Annotated in this window: 26 protein-coding genes and 1 pseudogene; 20 read left to right on the forward strand and 7 right to left on the reverse strand. The window is 43.7% G+C overall.

The window, feature by feature from the left end; translation table 11 throughout:
* Nucleotides 1-203 precede the first annotated feature (203 nt).
* The 8 genes from ICE88_RS04870 (at nt 204) to ptsP (ending at nt 7690) form a co-directional block, all read left to right on the forward strand.
* Nucleotides 204-983: a TorF family putative porin gene (locus tag ICE88_RS04870; protein WP_216250035.1), complete on the forward strand. Its 780-nt coding sequence runs from the start codon at nt 204-206 to the stop codon at nt 981-983.
* Between the two features lie 24 nt (nt 984-1007).
* Nucleotides 1008-1346, forward strand: a complete 339-nt coding sequence (locus ICE88_RS04875; RefSeq protein ID WP_089514849.1) for a P-II family nitrogen regulator — start codon at nt 1008-1010, stop codon at nt 1344-1346.
* A gap of 14 nt (nt 1347-1360) precedes the next feature.
* Nucleotides 1361-2848 carry an ammonium transporter gene (locus ICE88_RS04880; RefSeq protein WP_216250037.1) on the forward strand — a complete coding sequence of 496 codons (1488 nt, stop codon included), beginning with the start codon at nt 1361-1363 and terminating at the stop codon, nt 2846-2848.
* Nucleotides 2849-2977: 129 nt separating this feature from the next.
* The gene (gene gshA / locus ICE88_RS04885; protein WP_215290447.1) at nt 2978-4270 is read left to right on the forward strand and encodes a glutamate--cysteine ligase; all 1293 of its coding nucleotides are present in this window, start codon (nt 2978-2980) and stop codon (nt 4268-4270) included.
* Between the two features lie 4 nt (nt 4271-4274).
* Nucleotides 4275-5219, forward strand: coding sequence for a glutathione synthase (gene gshB, locus ICE88_RS04890; RefSeq protein ID WP_216250040.1), 945 nt, complete (start codon nt 4275-4277; stop codon nt 5217-5219).
* Complete coding sequence (locus ICE88_RS04895) at nt 5219-5659, forward strand: PTS sugar transporter subunit IIA (protein WP_216250042.1); 441 nt, start codon at nt 5219-5221, stop codon at nt 5657-5659. Before gshB ends, ICE88_RS04895 begins: the two co-directional genes overlap by 1 nt.
* Nucleotides 5660-5661: 2 nt before the next feature.
* Entirely contained in the window at nt 5662-5931 is a 270-nt protein-coding gene (locus ICE88_RS04900; RefSeq protein WP_216250043.1) for an HPr family phosphocarrier protein, read from the forward strand.
* Nucleotide 5932: 1 nt separating this feature from the next.
* Nucleotides 5933-7690 carry a phosphoenolpyruvate--protein phosphotransferase gene (ptsP, locus tag ICE88_RS04905; RefSeq protein WP_216251872.1) on the forward strand — a complete coding sequence of 586 codons (1758 nt, stop codon included), beginning with the start codon at nt 5933-5935 and terminating at the stop codon, nt 7688-7690.
* Nucleotides 7691-7724: 34 nt separating this feature from the next.
* On the opposite strand, the gene ICE88_RS04910 is transcribed toward ptsP, so the two are convergent.
* The 3 genes from ICE88_RS04910 to gpmA are packed head-to-tail and all read right to left on the reverse strand — an operon-like array spanning nt 7725 to nt 10619.
* Complete coding sequence (locus tag ICE88_RS04910) at nt 7725-8474, reverse strand: HesA/MoeB/ThiF family protein (RefSeq protein WP_216250045.1); 750 nt, start codon at nt 8472-8474, stop codon at nt 7725-7727.
* Nucleotides 8475-8486: 12 nt separating this feature from the next.
* Nucleotides 8487-9923, reverse strand: a complete 1437-nt coding sequence (locus ICE88_RS04915) for a S41 family peptidase (RefSeq protein WP_216250048.1) — start codon at nt 9921-9923, stop codon at nt 8487-8489.
* 3 nt (nt 9924-9926) lie between these two features.
* Complete coding sequence (gene gpmA, locus ICE88_RS04920; RefSeq protein ID WP_216250050.1) at nt 9927-10619, reverse strand: 2,3-diphosphoglycerate-dependent phosphoglycerate mutase; 693 nt, start codon at nt 10617-10619, stop codon at nt 9927-9929.
* A 22-nt stretch (nt 10620-10641) separates the two neighbouring features.
* Here gpmA and ICE88_RS04925 point away from each other — a divergent pair, with 22 nt between their 5' ends.
* From ICE88_RS04925 to ICE88_RS04940, 4 genes are read left to right on the forward strand one after another with little or no spacing between them, the layout of a single operon-like run.
* Complete coding sequence (locus tag ICE88_RS04925) at nt 10642-11061, forward strand: rhodanese-like domain-containing protein (RefSeq protein ID WP_216250053.1); 420 nt, start codon at nt 10642-10644, stop codon at nt 11059-11061.
* 3 nt (nt 11062-11064) lie between these two features.
* Nucleotides 11065-11322 carry a glutaredoxin 3 gene (gene grxC, locus ICE88_RS04930; RefSeq protein ID WP_216250056.1) on the forward strand — a complete coding sequence of 86 codons (258 nt, stop codon included), beginning with the start codon at nt 11065-11067 and terminating at the stop codon, nt 11320-11322.
* 12 nt (nt 11323-11334) lie between these two features.
* The gene (gene secB, locus ICE88_RS04935; RefSeq protein WP_216250059.1) at nt 11335-11826 is read left to right on the forward strand and encodes a protein-export chaperone SecB; all 492 of its coding nucleotides are present in this window, start codon (nt 11335-11337) and stop codon (nt 11824-11826) included.
* Complete coding sequence (locus ICE88_RS04940; RefSeq protein ID WP_216250062.1) at nt 11826-12854, forward strand: NAD(P)H-dependent glycerol-3-phosphate dehydrogenase; 1029 nt, start codon at nt 11826-11828, stop codon at nt 12852-12854. The genes secB and ICE88_RS04940 overlap by 1 nt, the downstream gene beginning before the upstream one ends.
* Before the next feature lie 4 nt (nt 12855-12858).
* Here the strand turns inward: ICE88_RS04940 and trmL are convergent, their stop codons facing one another.
* Together trmL and ICE88_RS08540 are read right to left on the reverse strand one after the other, a co-directional pair.
* A complete protein-coding gene (gene trmL / locus ICE88_RS04945; protein ID WP_216250064.1) occupies nt 12859-13329 on the reverse strand; it encodes a tRNA (uridine(34)/cytosine(34)/5-carboxymethylaminomethyluridine(34)-2'-O)-methyltransferase TrmL in 471 nt (156 codons plus the stop codon).
* Entirely contained in the window at nt 13323-13673 is a 351-nt protein-coding gene (locus ICE88_RS08540; RefSeq protein WP_216250066.1) for a ComF family protein, read from the reverse strand. Before ICE88_RS08540 ends, trmL begins: the two co-directional genes overlap by 7 nt.
* Before the next feature lie 47 nt (nt 13674-13720).
* Between ICE88_RS08540 and ICE88_RS08545 the strand changes: the two genes are divergently transcribed.
* Nucleotides 13721-13957 (forward strand): hypothetical protein, encoded by a 237-nt coding sequence (locus tag ICE88_RS08545; RefSeq protein WP_216250068.1) that lies wholly within the window; start codon nt 13721-13723, stop codon nt 13955-13957.
* On the opposite strand, the pseudogene ICE88_RS08640 reads toward ICE88_RS08545, so the two are convergent.
* Nucleotides 13923-14159, reverse strand: a pseudogene (locus ICE88_RS08640) (hypothetical protein); the annotation flags it as partial. The gene ICE88_RS08545 and the pseudogene ICE88_RS08640 sit on opposite strands and share 35 nt — an antisense overlap.
* On the opposite strand from ICE88_RS08640, the gene ICE88_RS04960 reads away from it, so the two are divergent.
* The 7 genes from ICE88_RS04960 (at nt 14056) to ICE88_RS04990 (ending at nt 19629) form a co-directional block, all read left to right on the forward strand.
* Nucleotides 14056-14856: a hypothetical protein gene (locus tag ICE88_RS04960; RefSeq protein ID WP_216250070.1), complete on the forward strand. Its 801-nt coding sequence runs from the start codon at nt 14056-14058 to the stop codon at nt 14854-14856. The pseudogene ICE88_RS08640 and the gene ICE88_RS04960 sit on opposite strands and share 104 nt — an antisense overlap.
* 168 nt (nt 14857-15024) lie before the next feature.
* On the forward strand, nt 15025-16179 hold the full coding sequence (coxB, locus tag ICE88_RS04965) for a cytochrome c oxidase subunit II (protein WP_370624430.1): 1155 nt from the start codon (nt 15025-15027) through the stop codon (nt 16177-16179).
* Nucleotides 16180-16207: 28 nt separating this feature from the next.
* Nucleotides 16208-17797: a cytochrome c oxidase subunit I gene (ctaD, locus tag ICE88_RS04970; RefSeq protein WP_216250072.1), complete on the forward strand. Its 1590-nt coding sequence runs from the start codon at nt 16208-16210 to the stop codon at nt 17795-17797.
* Nucleotides 17798-17817: 20 nt separating this feature from the next.
* Nucleotides 17818-17943 (forward strand): cytochrome oxidase small assembly protein, encoded by a 126-nt coding sequence (locus tag ICE88_RS04975; protein WP_216250075.1) that lies wholly within the window; start codon nt 17818-17820, stop codon nt 17941-17943.
* 2 nt (nt 17944-17945) lie between these two features.
* A complete protein-coding gene (locus tag ICE88_RS04980; protein WP_216250076.1) occupies nt 17946-18539 on the forward strand; it encodes a cytochrome c oxidase assembly protein in 594 nt (197 codons plus the stop codon).
* Between the two features lies 1 nt (nt 18540).
* On the forward strand, nt 18541-18750 hold the full coding sequence (locus ICE88_RS04985) for a DUF2970 domain-containing protein (protein WP_215290429.1): 210 nt from the start codon (nt 18541-18543) through the stop codon (nt 18748-18750).
* Nucleotides 18751-18768: 18 nt separating this feature from the next.
* Entirely contained in the window at nt 18769-19629 is an 861-nt protein-coding gene (locus ICE88_RS04990; protein ID WP_216250079.1) for a cytochrome c oxidase subunit 3, read from the forward strand.
* A gap of 128 nt (nt 19630-19757) precedes the next feature.
* On the opposite strand, the gene ICE88_RS04995 is transcribed toward ICE88_RS04990, so the two are convergent.
* Nucleotides 19758-19967 carry a twin transmembrane helix small protein gene (locus tag ICE88_RS04995; RefSeq protein ID WP_216250082.1) on the reverse strand — a complete coding sequence of 70 codons (210 nt, stop codon included), beginning with the start codon at nt 19965-19967 and terminating at the stop codon, nt 19758-19760.
* Nucleotides 19968-19990 lie beyond the last annotated feature (23 nt).

Consider the following 19990-nt stretch of genomic DNA (forward strand, 5'->3'; position numbering starts at 1 on the left):
GAGAATCTCATGCACCAATACGGTGCTTCATTTTGGTGCATGGCATTCATTCTTAAATGGTGCATTGAAGCATTAAGAGCTAGTTCATAAGTTAATCAAGCAACTAAGCCATTGTTTATATTGATATAAATATAACTGGCACAGCTTTTGCTTAATATCTTTGCAAGGAATTTCCCTTGGATTGTTTATTAGGAGTGCAACATATGAAAACTTACTTAACTCTCTCAGCGATCGCTTTGGCAGCAGCTGCTACTTTAACTTCTGGCACAGTGTTGGCACAAGCCGCTGCACCAGCCACACCAGAGTTTGCCGTTACAGGTAACTTTGGTATCACCAGCGATTACCGTTTCCGTGGTCTGTCACAAAATGATGGAAGTGGTGCCATACAAGGCGGTTTTGATGTTGCTCATAAATCTGGGCTTTATTTGGGTACATGGGCATCAAATGTTGACGACTGGGCATCCGGTACAAATTCACAAGGTTTAGAGGTTGATTTGTATGGTGGCTATAAAACTACAGTAGGTGATCTTGGTTTAGACGTTGGTTTGATAGCTTATAAATATCCTGGCAACGGTGCATATACAAGCGATACTGAAGAGGCTTATGTAGGATTTTCTTATGGTCCCGCAGTATTTAAAACATCATACGTCTTAAGTAAAAATTATTTTGCAAGTACCGCTTCAGGCGAGGACGTTAGCGGCACAATTTATTACGATCTGACCCTTAGCCAAGAGGTTGCTCCAAAATTAACTGCATCTGTTCATGCTGGTTATACAGCATATAAAGATAACAAAACTGCAGCATATAGAACAAACAAGCTTTCTTATTCTGACTATAACGTTGGTCTTGCTTATGACTTAAATGGATTTATTTTGGGCGCCAAATATTATTGGAACGATACAGACAGTGGCATGGCTTCATACACTAGCAGTAAAAAACTTTACAAAGACGGCTTCGCAGTCTCTCTAACCAAAGCATTCTAATTTAGCGATCTCACGGAGAAACCTATGAAATTAATCACAGCAATTATCAAGCCCTTCAAGCTTGACGAAGTGCGTGAGGCGCTATCAGAAGTTGGCGTTTCAGGCATTACCGTTACTGAAGTTAAAGGCTTTGGACGACAAAAGGGTCACACTGAGTTGTATCGCGGTGCTGAGTACGTTGTTGATTTTTTACCTAAAGTAAAAATCGAGGCAGCAGTGGATGATGGCATTGTTGAGCGCGCCATCGAAGCGATCGAAAAATCAGCAAAAACCGGCAAGATCGGTGATGGCAAGATTTTCGTGTCATCTATTGAACAAGTTATCCGCATTCGTACCGGTGAAACCGGTCAGTCTGCTCTTTAAAGCGAGGTATCAAAATGACACATTGGATTAAACGTCTACTCGCAGCTGGCGCAACAGCTTTAGCACTAGGCTCGGTCACGATGGCAGTTTCTTCTCCAGCTTTTGCTAAAGATGATGCTAAGCCAGCTGTAACCGCTCCTGCTACTGCTGCTGCAAGTGCTGCCCCAGCTGCTCCTGCAGCTCCAGCACCTGTTGCAAACAAAGGTGACACAGCTTGGATCATGATTTGTACAGCGTTAGTGATATTGATGACGTTGCCAGGTTTAGGTCTTTTCTACGGTGGCTTAGTGCGTAGCAAAAACATGTTGTCTGTGTTGATGCAATGTATGGTCATCTTCTCATTGATCTCTGTTCTTTGGGCGGTGTATGGCTACAGTATTGCCTTCACTCCAGGTAACGCATTTTTTGGTGGATTTGATCGACTCTTCTTGGCTGGTTTGACACCAGAATCAATGGGCGCCACATTCAGTAAAGGTGTTGTGATTCCAGAGTTTGCATTCTTCTCATTCCAAGGTGCATTTGCAACAATCACTTGCTGTTTGATCATCGGTGCGTTCGCTGAGCGTGCAAAGTTCTCTGCAGTGTTGTTGTTCATTGTTCTTTGGTTCACATTCAGCTATCTACCAATCGCTCACATGGTTTGGTTCTGGCCAGGTCCTGATGCTTACACTGATGCAGCCGCGGCTGAAGCAGCTACAGCAGCTTCAGGTTGGTTATTCCAAATGGGCGCATTAGACTTCGCTGGCGGTACAGTGGTGCATATCAATGCTGCTGTGGCTGGTTTGGTTGGTGCTTATGTGATTGGTAAGAGACTTGGTTTCGGTAAAGAAGCCATGAAGCCACATAGCTTAACTTTGACCATGGTTGGCGCATCACTTTTATGGTTTGGTTGGTTCGGCTTTAATGCTGGTTCAGCACTAGAAGCTTCAGGTGGTTCAGCAATGGCATTTGCTAATACATTCTTAGCAACTTCAGCCGCTGTATTGACTTGGTCTTTGGGTGAGTGGATTGGTAAAGGCAAGCCATCAATGTTAGGTGCAGCATCTGGTGCGGTTGCCGGCTTAGTTGCGGTAACTCCAGCAGCAGGTTTTGTTGGCCCAATGGGCGCTATCATCATCGGTTTGATCTCAGGCTTCCTATGCCTATGGGGTGTGACTGGTTTGAAGCGCATGCTTGGTGCAGATGACAGCTTGGACGTGTTCGGTGTTCACGGTGTGGGCGGTATTGTGGGTGCACTTTTAACAGGCGTATTTGCAGCCCCAGCATTGGGCGGTACTGGTATCTATGATTACGTAGCCAATGCTGTTGCAGCTGACTACTCAATCGCAGGTCAAGTATGGATCCAAGCCAAAGCTGTATTAACAACGATTGTTTGGTCAGGCGTGGTTTCATTCATTGCCTACAAACTAGTTGATATGGTGATTGGTTTGCGCGTACCTGAAGATGCTGAGCGTGAAGGTTTGGACATCACTTCTCACGGCGAAACAGCCTACGAAGGTTAATGATTTAGTAGTAAATCTGTGTGAAATGTGAAGTAAATATCCCCTGGTAGATTTCCTGCTGGGGGACTTTTAAAGAGCGGTTTCTTTAATTAGAACCCGCTCTTTTTTTATCTGTCTTAGAATGACACTATGGTTCCTCATCTTATTACTGCCCTGAATGGTCCTTTGCTTGAATTAGAGAGCAAAGTTTTAGAAGCCACACCTGCCATCGAGCGATGGTTCCGGCTGGAGTGGCAAGAGCACACGCCTCCGTTTTATTGTTCAGTTGATCTGCGCAATGCTGGGTTCAAGCTTGCTCCTGTGGATACAAATTTATTCCCTGGAGGCTTCAATAACTTATCTCCAGAAATGATGCCTTTGGCCGTGCAGGCCTCGATGGCATCTATTGAGAAAATTTGCCCAGATGCAAAAAATCTATTGTTGATTCCTGAGCGGCACACACGCAATGTGTTTTATTTGCAAAACGTGGCACGCTTAGCTTCGATCTTGAGACAAACTGGTTTGAATGTTCGACTAGGCAGTTTGTCAGAAGAAATAACAAAACCAACACCGATCGATTTGCCAGATGGCCAAAGATTGGTTTTGGAGCCATTGGCCAGAATTGGCAATAAAGGTCGTCGATTGGGTCTCAAGGATTTTGATCCTTGCACGATTCTTTTGAATAATGATTTATCAGGTGGCATCCCAAAGATTTTAGAAAATCTTTATGAACAATATTTGCTCCCACCACTACATGCAGGTTGGGCTGTGCGTCGCAAATCAAATCACTTTGATGCTTATGATGATGTGGCGAAAAAGTTTTCTAAAGTGATTGATATTGATCCGTGGATGATTAATCCATTTTTCACCAAGTGTTCTGGAATTAACTTCCATGAACGCATAGGTGAAGAGTGCTTGCAAGAAAGCGTCGATGCTATCTTGAAAAAGATCGCACGAAAGTACAAAGAGTACGGTATCAAAGAAAAACCATATGTGATTGTTAAAGCAGATGCTGGTACCTATGGCATGGGCATCATGACAGTCAAGGATGCCAGCGAAGTCAAAGATTTGAACCGCAAAGAACGCAACAAGATGAGCGTTGTTAAAGAAGGCTTAGAAGTTGCAGATGTGTTGGTTCAAGAAGGTGTTTACACTTTTGAGAAAATCAATGAGGCGGTTGCTGAGCCTGTTGTGTACATGATGGATCGCTATGTGGTTGGTGGCTTCTACAGAGTTCATACTGGCCGCGGTGTCGATGAGAATCTTAATGCGCCGGGCATGCATTTTGTGCCATTGGCATTTGAGCACAATGCGATTCCTGATGTGGCGGCAAAACCAGGCATTGCAGTACCGAATCGTTTTTATCTGTATGGCGTGGTTGCAAGACTTGCTTTATTGGCAGCATCTTTAGAGTTAGAGCGCACTGATCCAGAGGCAGAATAATCAGATGAAGAAGCTTCTCTTTATTGCAGACCCTCTGAGCAGTTTCGTCGTCAAAAAAGACAGCACCTTGGCCATGATGAAAGCCTCGCAAAAGCGAGGTCATGAAGTTTGGCACTGTCATATCGATCATCTGAAAAGTATCGACTCGTTGGTGCAGGCAGATTGCAAACAGATCGAGATAACTTCTCATGATGGTTCTTGGTTTAAAGAAGTAAAAACCCAAGTACAAAAACTTTGCGAATTTGACGCCATCATCATGAGGAAGGATCCCCCTTTTGATTTGAGCTATGTGACAGCCACTTGGTTTTTGTCACAAGCATCTCTTGAAGGTGCAAAAGTATTCAACGCCCCCGATGCTTTAAGAAACCACTCTGAAAAATTAGCACTTTTAGAGTTCATGAAGTTTGCGCCACCGACCGTTGTTAGTCACGACTTAGCTGATATCAAAGCTTTTCATCAGCATCATCAGGATGTGATCATCAAGCCTTTGGACGGTATGGGTGGTCAAGGTATTTTTAGGGTTCAAGCCAATGCGCTGAATTTGGCTAGTATTGTTGAAACCTTGGGTGGTAATGGTCAGCGAGCGCTGATGGTGCAAAAGTTTTTGCCTGAGATATCTGCGGGTGATAAACGGGTGTTATTGATTGGTGGCGAAGTGGTCCCTTTTAGCTTGGCGCGCATTCCTCAAGCTGGTGAGGTGAGAGGTAATCTTGCCTCTGGCGGTAAGGGTGTTGCTCAACCATTAACTCAACAAGAACTAAAGATTTCCCAAGAGCTCGCCCCTCTATTAGCTGCAAGAGGACTTCATTTGGTGGGCTTGGATTTTATTGGCGGATATTTAACGGAAATAAATGTCACAAGTCCAACCTGCTTTGTTGAAATTACCGAGCAAACAGGTCATGATGTGGCATTGCAATGGTTAACTAATTTAGAGAAACATATTCAGTAATGGCCGGAATTTTAATCATCGCCCATGCGCCTTTGGCATCTGCATTACAAGAATTCACTCGCCATGTGTATGGTGAGGTACCAGATCGTTTAAAAGCCTTGGATGTCATGGCTCACGAAGATGCAAAGGTGACTTTGGAGCGTGCAGTAGAGGCAGCTCAGTCAATCAATTCAGATAAGGGCCTTCTGGTCCTCACAGACATCATGGGTGCTACACCGGCCAACGTGGCCAGTCGTTTAGCTCATATGGCAGAGTTTGATGGGCATGTCAGAGTTATTGCGGGCGTCAATTTACCGATGTTGATGAGAGCAATTGCCTACAGATCAGAGCCCTTAGATTCTGCAACTCAAAAAGCCATGCATGGCGGTCAACAAGGGATTATTCCAATTGGCCACATGGGTCATATTGATGACAATAAACAGATGGAAGTGAAGGATTAAGAATGCCAAGCGCAGAAATTAACATCATCAATAAACTTGGATTGCATGCGCGCGCCTCAGCTAAATTGACTCAACTAGCAGGTCAGTACCCTTGCGAAATATTTTTGTCGAAGGGCGGTAGAAGGGTAAACGCTAAAAGTATTATGGGTGTCATGATGCTTGCTGCTGGGATGGGCAGTGTTGTAACACTTGAGACTGAAGGCGATAAAGCGCAAGAGGCTTTTGATGCTATTCAGGCGCTCATCAATGATCGATTTGGGGAAGGTCAGTAATTTGTCTTTTACGCTTCATGGTATTCCGGTTACGAATGGTATTGCGATAGGTCGTGCCCTGAGGATTGCCCCATCCGCCATGGATGTGAAGCATTACTTGATTGCTGAAGGCAGTGAACAAGCAGAACAAAAAAGACTTCTCGATGCATTTCAAGTTGTTAGACAAGAATTAAAAACATTAAGAGCGGGTCTGCCTGAGGCAGCGCCTGAAGAGATGGCGGCATTTTTGGATGTGCACGGCATGATTTTGGCCGATCCAACACTGACAGAAAGACCTTTAGAGCTCATTCAACAAAAGAGATACAACGCTGAATGGGCTTTGGCTACTCAGTTAGAAAATGTACTAGAACAATTTGCAGAAATTGAAGATGCTTATTTGCGCGAAAGAGCGGCAGATATTCGTCAGGTCGTTGAGCGAGTGATGAAGGTGCTTCATTTAGGTGAAGATCATCAAACCATTGGGGCCTTCTATAAAACAGTTTCTGAAAATAGAGAGCTGAGCGAAGTGATTGTTGTCGCTCATGATATTTCTCCACCAGACATGTTGCGCTTCAAGGAATTAGCTTTTGGTGGATTTGTCACTGATTTGGGCGGTAAAACTTCTCATACCGCGATTGTTGCGAGAAGCTTGGATATCCCTGCCGCAGTCGGTGTCAGAAGTGCTAGCGAGTTGATCCGACAAGATGATTGGCTGATCATCGATGGCGATCGTGGCATTGTGATTGTTGACCCAAGTCCTTTCATTCTCGAGGAATACCGTCATTTACAGTCAGCAAGAAAGCTTGAAAAGAAAAAACTTTTAAGACTCAAGCACACACCAACGGTGACTGTGGATGGTCAGCACATTGATTTGATGGCCAACGTTGAAATGCCTGATGATGCACCGATGGCATTGGATTCAGGAGCTGTTGGTATTGGTTTGTTCAGATCAGAATTCTTATTCATGAATCGCCAAGGTCAAATGCCTGACGAGGAAGAGCAATTCTGGGCTTACCGTAAAACAGCTGAGGCCATGAAGGGTTTACCAGTCAGTATCAGAACCATCGATATCGGTGCGGATAAGCCCTTGGATGTGAAAGACAATGGCGGACCTAACTATTTATCACCTTTAGGTTTACGCGCCATCAGATGGTCGTTGTCTGAGCCTGAAATGTTTTTGATTCAGATACGAGCCATCTTAAGAGCCTCTGTATTTGGCAAGATCAAGATCTTGATTCCGATGTTGGCCCATGCTCAAGAAATTGATCAAACTTTGGATTTGATTCAAACAGCTAAAAATCAGTTGGAAGCAGAAAGTATTAGTTTTGATCCGGGGATTCAAGTAGGTGCGATGATTGAAATCCCAGCGGCTGCATTGGCATTACCTTTATTCATTCGCCGTTTAGATTTTCTATCCATTGGTACCAATGACTTGATTCAATACACCTTAGCGATCGATCGAGCAGACAATGCGGTTGCTCATTTGTATGATCCACTGCATCCAGCAGTTCTAAGATTGATTGCGGGCATCATCAGAGATGCAAAAAATGCTCAGATGCCGGTATCAGTTTGTGGTGAGATGGCTGGCGATGCTTCAATGACCAGAGTCTTGTTAGGTATGGGCTTGACTGATTTTTCACTTCATTTCAAGCAGCTGTTATCAGTTAAACAAGAAATTTTGAGATCTGACACCAAGCAATTAAAGTCAGCGGTTGATGGTTTATTGGCGGCGATTGAGCCTGACGATATTCAGGCGGCATTTCAAAAAATCAATGCTTGATCAATATTGATTCAATCAATCATTGTTTAAATGGTTAACTGCCTGAGCAAACTTCGCAGTTGTCACGTTGATGCAACTCGATCGTGTCAATCTGAGTTGACCTTGCATCCCACAACAGTAATTTTCCACAAAGAGATTTGCCAACACCAGTGATCACTTGTAGCGCTTGAGCTGATTGCATTGCTCCAATGATGCCAACAAGGGGTGAAAAAACTCCCATGGTTGAACATTGCACCTCATCGAACTTTTGATCTTTTGGAAATAAGCACGCGTAACAGGGGGTGCCTTTTTGTCTTGGATCGATCACCGTTAACTGACCATCAAAGCGAATAGCTGCGCCACTCACCAAAGGTACCTTGTGTTTCACGCAGGCAGCATTGATCAAATGACGACTTGTAAAGTTATCAGTGCAATCTAAAACAACGGTAGTGCTCGGTAAAAGCTCATCCAATAACTCAGCGGTGACTTTTTGTTCTAAAGCGACCACGTTGAGATTGGGGTTGAGCTCTTGCAACATGTTTTTTGCAGAACTTACCTTGGGCATGCCAATAGAATTTTGTTTGTGCATGATTTGACGTTGAAGATTGGTCAAATCCACCACATCATGATCAATCAATGTGATTTTGCCTACGCCAGCTGCTGCTAAGTAGGGGGCGGCTGCTGAACCAAGACCGCCTGCGCCAATCACAACAACATGGGATGACAGGATCTTTTCTTGGCCCTCAATGCCAATATCATCCAGAAGAATGTGGCGTGAGTATCGTAGAAGTTCCTGATCGTTCATCGCCAGATTCTTTTATTCCAAGCGAGACTTGGATTTTTTAATTGGTTGACCTTTTAAGTAAGCAGCAGCCTGAGTGAGCATGAAGTCTTCCGCTGAACCAAACTCAGCCGGACGCTTTTTGCGGTCTTTCTCTTTTTGCTCAGGTGTTTTCTTGGCATTCAACTCTTCAATGCGTTGCAACTCTTCAAGACGACGCTGTTCGCGATCTTTGATTAACTTCTCTTCAGAGGACTGCTTATTCTTGAGATGTTTTTCACTGTCAATTTCACGAGTGATCAACACATCATCAGGATCACCTTCCGCATTTTGATCAACAGCAATATCAGGTTTGATACCAAATGCTTGGATTGATTTGCCGGTTGGCGTGTAGTAGTAAGCGGTGGTTAGCTTTAGAGCTGAATCTGCACTCAATGGGCGAACAGTTTGCACTGAACCTTTACCAAAAGTTGTTTTACCAATGATGGTTGCGCGTTTGTGATCTTGTAATGCGCCAGCAACAATTTCTGAGGCTGATGCAGAGAAGGCATTCACAAGAACAACCAAAGGTACTTTCTTGAAGGCTGGGGATAGCTGAGCCAAGGCATCATTGTTTTCTGATAAACGATAGTTATCAAAAGTTGATTTAAATACTTGTTTGGCTTCTTCTGTTTGACCTTTGGTCGAAACAATCAGAGTATCTGTTGGCAAGAAAGCAGCAGAAACTCCAACAGCGCCTTGTAATAGACCGCCGCCATTGTTTCTAAGATCAAGCACCAAGCCTTTTAACTGTGGATTTTCTCCAGCTAATTCATTTAATTTTTTAGCTAGGTCCGGAATGGTTCTTTCTTGGAAGCTGGTGATGCGCACATAGGCAATGCCTGGCTCAACGAATTTAGCTTTAACAGACTGAACTTTGATTTCAGCGCGGGTGATGGTGATTGGAAAAGTTCTATCTTCACTTTTTCTGAAAATAGTTAAAGTGATTTTTGTGCCTGGTTCACCGCGCATGCGACGCACTGCTTGATCAAGTGTCATGCCGCGCACAGGTTTGTCATCTAAACGAGTGATCAAGTCACCAGATAAAAGACCAGCCTTTGCAGCTGGCGTATCTTCAATCGGATTAAGAATTTTGACAACGCCATCTTCAGAAGTGATTTCAATACCTAAGCCAGCAAACTTACCTTGGGTATGTTCTTGCATTTCTGCAAAATCTTTTTTATCTAAATAAGATGAGTGTGGATCAAGGCCGCTGACCATGCCTTTGATGGCATCAGTCAATAAACGTTTGTCATCAACTGATTCAACATAATCACGTTTGATTTGACCAAATACATTTGATAGATTGCGAAGTTCATCTAGCGGTAATGAGGAGCTTCCTTGTTGAGCAGTTGCTGAAAGTTGCAAAGTTAATGCAACTCCAGCAATTAAACCTGAGCAAACGAGGGCAATACTCTTGATCGAGCGGCGCATAGATTATTTTTCTAAGTAAAAATGTTTAATTGGTTTTAAGTTGTCGTCTAACTCATAAACAAGAGGTACTCCGTTAGGAATATTGATTTCCATGATGTCTGAGTCAGATACGTCGTCTAGGTACTTTACTAGGGAACGAATACTATTGCCATGAGCAGCGATCAAAACTCTCTTGCCGGAGCGCAATGCTGGGGCAATCGACTCTTCCCAAAGGGGTAAAACGCGAGCAACGTTGTCTTTCAAGCATTCGCCCAAAGGAATCTCTTCTTTTTTGAGTTTTGAGTAACGAGGGTCGTTAAATGATGTTCTTGGATCATTTGGATCGAGCAAAGGAGGTCTGACGTCGTAAGACCTTCTCCAAATATGAACCTGCTCATCGCCATACTTGGCGGCTGTCTCAGCCTTATTTAGGCCTGCAAGGGCGCCGTAATGACGCTCATTTAAGCGCCAGCTGTGCACCACTGGCAACCAAAGCCTATCCATGGCTTCTTGGGCATGCCAAAGCGTTCTGATGGCCCTTTTCAGCACAGATGTGTAAGCAATGTCAAAATCATACCCGGCAGCCTTTAAACTCTCTCCAGCTTTGATAGCTTGCTGGACGCCGGTAGGGGTTAAATCAACATCTACCCAGCCGGTAAAACGGTTTTCTAGGTTCCACTGGGATTCGCCATGGCGGATAAGTACGAGTTGTTTCATATTCACATTCTATAATTTACTAATGGACTTCTTAACAAATACAAATAATTTATTACTTCTTGCCACCCTGATTACATCAGGATTGGCCTTGGCATTGCCCCAGATCATGGGTCGCCTTAACAAACAGTTGCTCAGCGTGCATGAGTCTGTGCAGCTCATTAATCAGCGCCAAGCGCAGATTTTGGATATCCGCACCGCTGAAGAATACAAAGCAGGACACATTGCAAATTCTAAGCATTTGCCACTTTCTGAGCTTGATTCAGGCTTGAAACAAGCAAAAATTGATAGCAATAAGCCCATCATTTTAGTTTGTTTGAGTGGAAATAGAGCAAATACAGCCCTTGCAAAGCTTAAAAAAGCTGGCTGTAAGGACGTTGTTTGCATGGAAGGTGGAATTTCTGCTTGGAATCAAGCAGGTATGCCGCTCATTAAGCAAAAGTAAATCATGACAAAAATTACCATGTACAGCACCAGAGTGTGCCCATATTGCATCATGGCTGAGAGGTTGTTGATTTCTAAAGGTGTGGAAATCACAGAAAAAATCTTGGTTGATGTGGATCCGGTGCGTCGTGAAGAAATGATGACCAGAACTGGGCGCCGCACGGTACCGCAAATTTTTATTGGTGAAACACATGTTGGTGGTTTTGATGACCTATCAGCATTGGATAAAGCAGGTAAATTAGACCCATTATTGGGCAAGTAAATAGGAAAAAATATGACAGAAGCAGTCAGTGGCGAAATGGGCCAAGACCCAAGTTTTCAAATTCAGCGCGTTTATCTAAAAGATATTTCTCTAGAGCAGCCGAATGCTCCAGAGATTTTGTTAAATCAAGGCGAACCAAAATTAGAAGTTCAAGTGGATATTCAAGCCAATCAATTGGACGATGTTAATTTTCACGTTACTTTGATTGGCAGCGTTACAACCAAGATCGAAGACAAGGTGCTCTTTTTGGTAGAGGCTCAGCAAGCAGGTATTTTTGAAATTCGCAACATGCCTGAAGAGCAAATCAGTCCTTTATTAGCAATTGCTTGCCCAACTATTTTGTTCCCATATTTGCGTGCAAATATTGCGGACATGATCAGTCGCGCAGGATTCCAGCCAGTTCATTTGGCTGAGATTAATTTCCATGCGTTGTACGAGCAACGCATGGCACAGGGCGGCCAAGCTCAAGCTTCAAACGACAGCGGAATTATTCTGCCTAACTGATGAAGCACATTTATTTTCTTGGGGCAGGTGCATGGGGAACCGCTATGGCCATGCATGCCTCAAAAAATAAAAAAGGACTCCCGGTTACTTTGTGGAGTCGCTCTGCAGAGCTTGCCAAAAGTATTCGAGCAACAGGCTTTAATCAACAGTACCTTCAAGACATTCAATTGCCCGCTGAACTTTTGATCAGCAGTGATTGGAGTCAATTATTTGAAGCCTGTACTGAAGAAGATTTATTGTTCATCGCAACTCCCGTTTCTGGTTTAAAAGAAACGGTTGGTCATCTCTTGAAGCTTCAGCAGATTCCAAAAAATTGGGTTTGGTTGTGCAAGGGTTTAGAGCCAAAGACTTCATTGATGCCACATCAAGTGATTGCACGTGAGTTAAGTCTTGCGTCTGCAAATGATCGTGGAATTAAAACAGCCGTTTTATCAGGTCCTAGTTTTGCTTCAGAGGTTGCAAAGGGAATGCCCTGCGCACTGACAGTTGCAAGTGATTCAAATGAATTAATTAACTTGGTTCAAGAAGCTTTGCACCATGGCAATATGCGCATTTACGGCAGCAACGACATTGTTGGTGTTGAATTGGGTGGTGCTATCAAAAACGTTTTAGCCATTGCGACAGGCATTGGCGATGGCTTGGGCTTGGGTTTGAATGCCAGAGCTGCCTTATTGACTCGCGGGTTGGCCGAGATGATGCGTTTGATGACGGCCATGGGTGGCAAATCCGAAACAGCCATGGGTTTGACTGGCGTAGGTGATTTGATTTTGACCGCTACTGGCGACCTATCAAGAAATCGTCGTGTTGGTCTTCAGCTAGCCACAGGAAAAAAATTACCAGAAATACTGAAGGATCTAGGACACGTTGCAGAGGGGGTGTTGTGTGCTCAGGCTGTGAGTGATCTTGCAAAATCCAAAGGCATTGAAATGCCAATCACACACATGGTGTGTGAAGTATTGTTCAAAGAATTAGATGCGGCAGCAGCTGTTAAGTTATTGATGGGTAGAGACGCCAAGTCTGAAGCTTAATAAATTATTCGCCACCCTTGAAATCCATTTGGCGCCAAGCTTCATAAATCATCACTGCCACAGAGTTTGACAAATTCAGACTCCGACTATTTGCCCTCATAGGTAATCTCAAACATCTTTCAGGCAAAAAATGGTCTCTCACATCTTGAGCCAGACCTTTTGTTTCAGAACCAAAAATTAAAAAATCATTTTCTAGAAATTTAGCTTGCGCCAAAGTTGCAGTGCCTTTGGTTGTGATGGCGAACATCCTATCTTGAGGCGGCTTTTCCTGCTGAAGAAAATCTTGCCAACTTTCATGAACTTTCATGTTCGCGTATTCGTGATAATCCAGGCCCGCTCGCTTCAAGCTTTTATCCTCGAGCGGAAAGCCCAATGGTTTGATTAAGTGAAGTTGCGCACCAGTATTGGCGCACAAGCGAATGATGTTGCCCGTATTGGGTGGAATTTCTGGTTCAACAAGAACAATGTTTAGCATGGTGATTTATTGGGTGTTCTAAGAATGACCCAATTATGAACACTTTGCGCCCCAAAATCTTTAAGTAATTGTGCAATCACGCTCAAAGTGGCGCCGGTGGTCATGACGTCATCAATTAAAACAATATTTTTATTTTGAATCAGTTCAATACTGTCGGGACTGATGGAGAAAATATTGATCAAGCGTTGAGCCCGCTCTTGTTTGTTGGCTGATACTTGATCGCCTTCAATGTGAATTCTATTCAGCACTTTCCAATTTGTTTTTATCTTCAGTTTTCTTGAAAATAGTTTGCACAGTTCCCATGATTGATTAAAGCCTCTTTGATGAAGTTTTGTCTGGCTCATGGGAATAGGCAATATCACATCACCTGACTGACTTCCCTGCAATCCCCTTGGGTGAATGCCTAGCCAAGCATCGAGAAGGCCATGAGCAATCGCGATTTGATGTTGGTATTTATAGGAGTGAATCGCTTCTGTTAGAAATCCGCCATAACTATCAAGGCAAAGTGTTACATCAAAAGGTGGTTGTTTTTTCAGGCAATCAATGCACAGATGATTTATTTCATGAAGTGCTATTGGCAGAGCGCATTGAGCGCATCTTTGAATCTGAGAGTCTTTTAGTCGTTTAAGACATTTTTGACATATCGTTGCCGTTTGAAACTCCTTGCACCCAATACAGGAAGTAGGCAGGAGTAAATTCATGTAACGCTCAGTATACTGAGCACCTATGCCCACACCATCATCAGTGCCAAGTGCAGCGTCAACCTCAGGTTCAAGCCCAGGTGCAAGATTCGTTCCTGAATTTCTATCTTTAGAAATTGCGCAGCGCATGGCTGAAAAATTAGAGATTGTTCGTTTGCAACCTCAAAAAGTAGGTCATATTGGTGAGTTAAATCTATCTGTATTATCAGCCTTTTACCCTGAGGCTGAGCACCACTGTTTTGATAAAAGATTTGCTGCAAACGCGCTTTCGCAGCTGTTTAAAAGAATCACCCGCCAACAGTTTTACAAATACGAAGCGCCTTTAAATAATGGGGGCGCAGATTTTGATTTGATTTGGTCCAACTTGGAGCTTCATCTTCAAGGTGACCCCAATTCATTAATGAAACAGTGGAAAAATAAACTCAAGCCTGAAGGTCTATTGATGTTCAGTTATCTTGGCCCGGATACTGGTAAAGAACTCACGAAGCTCTTTCCCAATGATTGTTTGCTGAGGAATGCAGGTAGCTTGGACATGCACGATGTGGGGGATGGATTGATGCAGGCTGGTTTTTCTGAGCCGGTGATGGACATGGAGTACCTGACCTTGTCCTACGAAGATCCTCATTTATTGTGCAAAGAAGCCTTTAATTTGGGATTATTAACTTCGCCTGATTCAGCGCAGCATCTGATTGGAGATCAATCCAATTGGACAATCACCCTCGAAGTTGTCTACGGGCATGCTTGGTCTCCCGTTGCATCGCGTTCTCAAAATAAGACAGGAATAGCAACCATCAGCCCCGATCAAATTGTTAGGCCTAAAAAATAAGTAAGCAAGCGCACACATACCTTAATACCTAATTGTTATAGTGTAAACATCTAAATTGCTTAGTAATTTATTGCACTAGATCAAATTACAAATATAATTGATGTATATCAAATGCATTGCCGTTCATGCGGTGCAACAGATTCAAGAATTTATTAAATAGGAACGAAGATGAAACATCGCACATCACTGGTCGGTTTGCTATTTGGTTTGGTGAGCTCGCTATACGCTAATTTTGCTTTGGCTATCAATGACATGCCTGGCGGCCCTTCAAGATTTCAGTTAAATCTGCAACCTGCGGCGACCAAAGTTGCTGAAGAAGTGGCTGTGCTTCACTGGATGATGTTGATCATCTGTGCGGTTATTTTTGTGGCTGTTTTTGGCGTGATGTTTTATTCAATTTTCAAGCACCGCAAATCTTTGGGTCACAAAGCTGCAAGCTTCCATGAGAGCACAACGGTTGAAATCATTTGGACAGTGGTGCCTTTGATCATTGTTATTGCGATGGCATTGCCAGCAACTAAAACAGTGGTTGCGATGAAAGACACAACTAACGCTGACATCACTATCAAAGTGACGGGTTATCAGTGGAAGTGGGGCTACGATTACATCAAGGGTGAAGGCGAAGGCATTTCATTCTTGCAAACTTTGACAACTCCTCGTGAGCAAATCAATAACCAAGCTGAGAAATCAAACACATACTTGGTTGATGTTGATAACGAGATGGTTGTGCCTGTTGGCAAAAAAATTCGTATGGTCACAACAGCGAATGACGTCATTCACTCATGGACCATCCCAGCATTTGGCGTTAAGCAAGATGCGATTCCAGGTTTCGTTCGTGATACTTGGTTCAGAGCAGAAAAGGTAGGAACGTTCTACGGTCAGTGTTCAGAACTTTGCGGTAAAGAGCACGCATTCATGCCAATCGCAGTGAAAGTTGTGACAGATGCAGAGTACACAACATGGGTTGCTGATAAGAAAAAGCAATTAGCTGCTTTGGCGGATGATCCAACAAAAACTTTCACAATGGATGAGTTAAAGCAACGTGGTGAAAAAGTTTATGCATCTAACTGTGCCGCATGTCACATGCCCAACGGTAAAGGCGCTGGCGCATTCCCAGGTTTAGATGGATCTAAAGTTGTTTTAGGTCCAAAGGATGCTCAGTACAAGATCTTGTTGCAAGGTAAAGGCGCAATGCCAAAGTGGACTCAATTGAATGACGTTGAGTTGGCCGCAGTTATGACATACACACGTAATGCTTGGGGTAATAAGACTGGTGAATTGATCCAGCCTAAAGACTTCTCAACAGCACGTGCAGCGAAATAATTAAATTAGATAGGTAATTGGAGCTACTATGAGCACAGTAAGTCACGCACACGATCACCACGACGATCACGCACACGATCATCCGCATGGCTGGAGACGTTGGTTATACGCCACCAACCATAAAGACATCGGTACGCTGTACCTATTATTTTCTTTCTTCAGCTTGATCGCTGGCGGCATCATGGCTTTGGGCATTCGCTTAGAGCTATTCCAGCCCGGCTTGCAATTCATTCGTCCTGAGCTATTCAACCAGCTCACAACGATGCACGGTCTAGTGATGGTTTTCGGCGCGATCATGCCAGCCTTCGTAGGCTTCGCAAACTACATGATTCCTTTACAAGTAGGTGCCTCAGATATGGCATTTGCTCGTATGAATAACTTCAGCTTCTGGATCATGCCTGTTGCAGCTTTATTGCTTTTAACTTCATTCTTAGTTCCTGGTGGCGCAACTGCTGCCGGTTGGACCTTGTATGCACCCCTATCAGTGCAAATGGGCCCTGGTATGGACATGGCGATTTTTGCAATTCACTTGATGGGTGCTTCATCCATCATGGGTTCAATTAACATCATCGTAACCATTTTGAACATGCGCGCTCCTGGCATGACATTGATGAAGATGCCAATGTTCTGCTGGACATGGTTGATCACTGCTTACCTATTGATCGCTGTTATGCCTGTTTTGGCTGGTGCGATCACCATGGTTCTAACAGACCGTCACTTTGGTACTAGCTTCTTCTCAGCAGCAGGTGGTGGTGACCCTGTGATGTATCAACATATTTTCTGGTTCTTCGGACACCCAGAGGTTTACATCATGATCTTGCCAGCGTTCGGCATCATCAGTGAAGTAATCCCAACATTTGCTCGTAAAACATTGTTCGGTTACAGCTCAATGGTTTATGCAACAGCTTCTATCGCGATTTTGTCTTTCATCGTTTGGGCGCACCACATGTTTGCAACTGGTATGCCTGTAACAGGTCAGTTGTTCTTCATGTACGCAACGATGTTGATCGCTGTTCCAACTGGCGTGAAGATCTTTAACTGGATCGCAACAATGTGGAAAGGCTCAATGACCTTTGAAACTCCAATGTTGTGGTCAATTGGTTTCATCTTCGTGTTCACAATGGGTGGTTTTACAGGCTTGATTTTGGCTGTAGCACCGATTGATATCATGGTTCAAGACACATATTATGTTGTGGCTCACTTCCACTATGTTCTAGTAGCAGGTTCTTTGTTTGCTCTATTTGCAGGCTTCTACTACTGGGCGCCAAAGTGGACTGGTCACATGGTGAATGAGTTCCGCGGAAAAGTTCACTTCTGGGGCTCAATGATTTTCTTCAACATCACATTCTTCCCAATGCACTTCTTGGGCCTTGCTGGTATGCCACGTCGTTACGCAGACTACCCAGTTCAGTTTGCTGACTTCAATGCGATTGCTTCAATTGGCTCACTAGGCTTTGGCTTGATGCAGATTTATTTCTTGTTGTTTGTGGTTTTGCCAACATACCGTGGTGGTCAAAAAGCAGCTGACAAGCCATGGGATGGTGCAAATGGTTTGGAGTGGACAGTTCCTTCTCCAGCACCGTTTCACACATTTGAAACTCCGCCAACAGTTAAGTAATTAGTGTTAACGGAATTTAAATGACAATATCAGAACAAAAAACACAAAATCCAAGCGCGAATAATCGTCGCTTGGGTCTTGTGTTGTTAACGGTTGCAATCGCCTTCTTTGTGGGAATTGTTGCTAAGAAAATGATATTCGGCTGATCATGGCTTTTAACTTAGCCCAATACAATCGTCAAATGCTGATCAAGCTCGCTGTGATCAGTGCGGCCATGTTTGGTTTTGGTTATGCATTGATTCCAATGTACAGAGTTCTGTGTGAGGTGACTGGTATCAACGTTGTCACCAGCAAAAATAACTACGGTACGCGCGCGGTTCATGCAACCAGCAAAAATACCCAAGTGGATGAGTCACGATTGATCACGGTTGAGTTTGATTCAAACACTCAAGGGCCGTTCAGATTCCGCTCAGTAAAAAACTCTATGCAAGTACATCCTGGAGAAATGATTCAGGTTGTTTACGAGGTTGTGAATACTCAAAATAGAAATATTTCAGCTCAAGCGATTCCGAGTTATGCACCAATGCAGGCAACTGAGCACTTCACTAAGTTGGAATGCTTTTGTTTTGACGAACAAACGTTGAAGCCTAATGAGTCAAGAGAAATGCCCGTGGTGTTTATCATTGATCCGGCTTTGCCAAAAGGTATTAAAAATATTACTTTGTCGTACACATTCTTTGAGGTTGGTGCTGGTCAAAAAGTGATTACTGGTGAGCACAACAGTAAGCCTTCAAAGATTTAAGATGGAAAATCAAAAAAGAAGTTCCATCATGATGTTTTTAATCTCCATGAGAGCAGTTTTATGGGGGTTTTTAGGAGTAAGAAAGAGGTCTGGTCAGGATGCTGATATGGCGTCTGTGACTTTTGTTCACATTGTGCTTGCTGGTGTTTTAGGCGCAATTATTTTTATGACAATATTGTTGTTCATTGTCAAAGCAGTTGTATCGAATTGATTTTTTAGGAGAGAGAGTATGTCTTCCAGTGTTACTAAAGCCCCGTATTACTATGTGCCGGCTCCAACACGCCATCCAATTGTTACAAGCATTGGTTTGCTTGGCTTTGGTTCAGGTGCATCGATGTGGGTTAATGGCAGCACACTTGGTATGTTCCTTTGTTTGGCAGGTATCGTTTGGACCATTGCATCTTTGTATGTATGGTTCGGTGAAGCGATCGGCGAAGCTGAAAGTGGCATGAACAGTGTGAACGTAGACGTATCTTATAGATGGTCTATGGCATGGTTCATCTTCTCAGAAATCATGTTCTTCGGCGCTTTCTTCTCAGCTCTTTTCTACGCAAGAAGCATTGCAATGCCATGGTTAGGTGATATTGATAACAAACTATTGTGGCCAGATTTTGCAGCCACTTGGCCAAATGCTGGTCCAGCCGGTTTGGTTGAGAGCTTTAAGACCATGGGTCCATGGCCAATCCCAACGATCAATACTATTTTGTTATTGGCCTCTGGTGTAACTGTTACGTGGGCTCACCACGCAATGCGTGAAGGTCACCGCAAGCAAGTAATCCAAGGTTTGGCGGCGACTGTTGCCCTTGGCGCGATTTTCATGTGCTTCCAGATTTATGAGTACATCCATGCATACAGCGACTTGAACTTGAAGTTGAGCTCAGGCATCTATGGCTCAACATTCTTCATGTTGACTGGTTTCCACGGCTTCCACGTAACAATGGGCGCCATCATGTTGGCAGTTGTTTTGATCCGTGTCACGAAGGGTCACTTCACACCAGAAAACCACTTTGCCTTTGAAGGTGCTGCATGGTATTGGCACTTTGTGGACGTAGTGTGGCTAGGTCTTTACGTTGTGATTTATTGGATGTAAACACTGATCAATCGGCTAGTACCGATTGAATCATTAAAAAACGCCGCAAATGCGGCGTTTTTTAATACAGTGGTGAATGTTGGGTCAGTCTGTTGGTTCAGTCGTTTTAGTTCAGTGCGGTTGATTAATTAGGCTGAAACACGGATGCCAGTACTTTGGATGTAGCCCAAGGTGTGAGCAACCCAAATGCCAGCAAAGAGAACAATCGATAGACCAATGCGAAGCATCAGGGAGTAAACAGTTTTTGAGCTTTTGCCTTTATCGCGCATCATAAAAAACAAGGCGGAGCCTAGGCTGCCCAAAATTAACAAGAAAGCTATAGGGATAATCCAATTCATAGGGGTACATCGTATCATTGCTT

The sequence above is a fragment of the Polynucleobacter sp. AM-26B4 genome, assembly GCF_018882285.1.
Lineage (GTDB): Bacteria > Pseudomonadota > Gammaproteobacteria > Burkholderiales > Burkholderiaceae > Polynucleobacter.

What these genes read in the sequence shown, in the direction of transcription:
- ICE88_RS04870 (WP_216250035.1), top strand. Translation starts at nt 204, where the DNA reads ATGAAAACTTACTTAACTCTCTCAGCGATCGCTTTGGCAGCAGCTGCT.
- ICE88_RS04875 (WP_089514849.1), top strand. Translation starts at nt 1,008, where the DNA reads ATGAAATTAATCACAGCAATTATCAAGCCCTTCAAGCTTGACGAAGTG.
- ICE88_RS04880 (WP_216250037.1), top strand. Translation starts at nt 1,361, where the DNA reads ATGACACATTGGATTAAACGTCTACTCGCAGCTGGCGCAACAGCTTTA.
- gshA (WP_215290447.1), top strand. Translation starts at nt 2,978, where the DNA reads ATGGTTCCTCATCTTATTACTGCCCTGAATGGTCCTTTGCTTGAATTA.
- gshB (WP_216250040.1), top strand. Translation starts at nt 4,275, where the DNA reads ATGAAGAAGCTTCTCTTTATTGCAGACCCTCTGAGCAGTTTCGTCGTC.
- ICE88_RS04895 (WP_216250042.1), top strand. Translation starts at nt 5,219, where the DNA reads ATGGCCGGAATTTTAATCATCGCCCATGCGCCTTTGGCATCTGCATTA.
- ICE88_RS04900 (WP_216250043.1), top strand. Translation starts at nt 5,662, where the DNA reads ATGCCAAGCGCAGAAATTAACATCATCAATAAACTTGGATTGCATGCG.
- ICE88_RS04910 (WP_216250045.1), bottom strand. Translation starts at nt 8,474, where the DNA reads ATGAACGATCAGGAACTTCTACGATACTCACGCCACATTCTTCTGGAT.
- ICE88_RS04915 (WP_216250048.1), bottom strand. Translation starts at nt 9,923, where the DNA reads ATGCGCCGCTCGATCAAGAGTATTGCCCTCGTTTGCTCAGGTTTAATT.
- gpmA (WP_216250050.1), bottom strand. Translation starts at nt 10,619, where the DNA reads ATGAAACAACTCGTACTTATCCGCCATGGCGAATCCCAGTGGAACCTA.
- ICE88_RS04925 (WP_216250053.1), top strand. Translation starts at nt 10,642, where the DNA reads ATGGACTTCTTAACAAATACAAATAATTTATTACTTCTTGCCACCCTG.
- grxC (WP_216250056.1), top strand. Translation starts at nt 11,065, where the DNA reads ATGACAAAAATTACCATGTACAGCACCAGAGTGTGCCCATATTGCATC.
- secB (WP_216250059.1), top strand. Translation starts at nt 11,335, where the DNA reads ATGACAGAAGCAGTCAGTGGCGAAATGGGCCAAGACCCAAGTTTTCAA.
- ICE88_RS04940 (WP_216250062.1), top strand. Translation starts at nt 11,826, where the DNA reads ATGAAGCACATTTATTTTCTTGGGGCAGGTGCATGGGGAACCGCTATG.
- trmL (WP_216250064.1), bottom strand. Translation starts at nt 13,329, where the DNA reads ATGCTAAACATTGTTCTTGTTGAACCAGAAATTCCACCCAATACGGGC.
- ICE88_RS08540 (WP_216250066.1), bottom strand. Translation starts at nt 13,673, where the DNA reads ATGAGCCAGACAAAACTTCATCAAAGAGGCTTTAATCAATCATGGGAA.
- ICE88_RS04960 (WP_216250070.1), top strand. Translation starts at nt 14,056, where the DNA reads ATGCCCACACCATCATCAGTGCCAAGTGCAGCGTCAACCTCAGGTTCA.
- coxB (WP_370624430.1), top strand. Translation starts at nt 15,025, where the DNA reads ATGAAACATCGCACATCACTGGTCGGTTTGCTATTTGGTTTGGTGAGC.
- ctaD (WP_216250072.1), top strand. Translation starts at nt 16,208, where the DNA reads ATGAGCACAGTAAGTCACGCACACGATCACCACGACGATCACGCACAC.
- ICE88_RS04975 (WP_216250075.1), top strand. Translation starts at nt 17,818, where the DNA reads ATGACAATATCAGAACAAAAAACACAAAATCCAAGCGCGAATAATCGT.
- ICE88_RS04980 (WP_216250076.1), top strand. Translation starts at nt 17,946, where the DNA reads ATGGCTTTTAACTTAGCCCAATACAATCGTCAAATGCTGATCAAGCTC.
- ICE88_RS04985 (WP_215290429.1), top strand. Translation starts at nt 18,541, where the DNA reads ATGGAAAATCAAAAAAGAAGTTCCATCATGATGTTTTTAATCTCCATG.
- ICE88_RS04990 (WP_216250079.1), top strand. Translation starts at nt 18,769, where the DNA reads ATGTCTTCCAGTGTTACTAAAGCCCCGTATTACTATGTGCCGGCTCCA.
- ICE88_RS04995 (WP_216250082.1), bottom strand. Translation starts at nt 19,967, where the DNA reads ATGAATTGGATTATCCCTATAGCTTTCTTGTTAATTTTGGGCAGCCTA.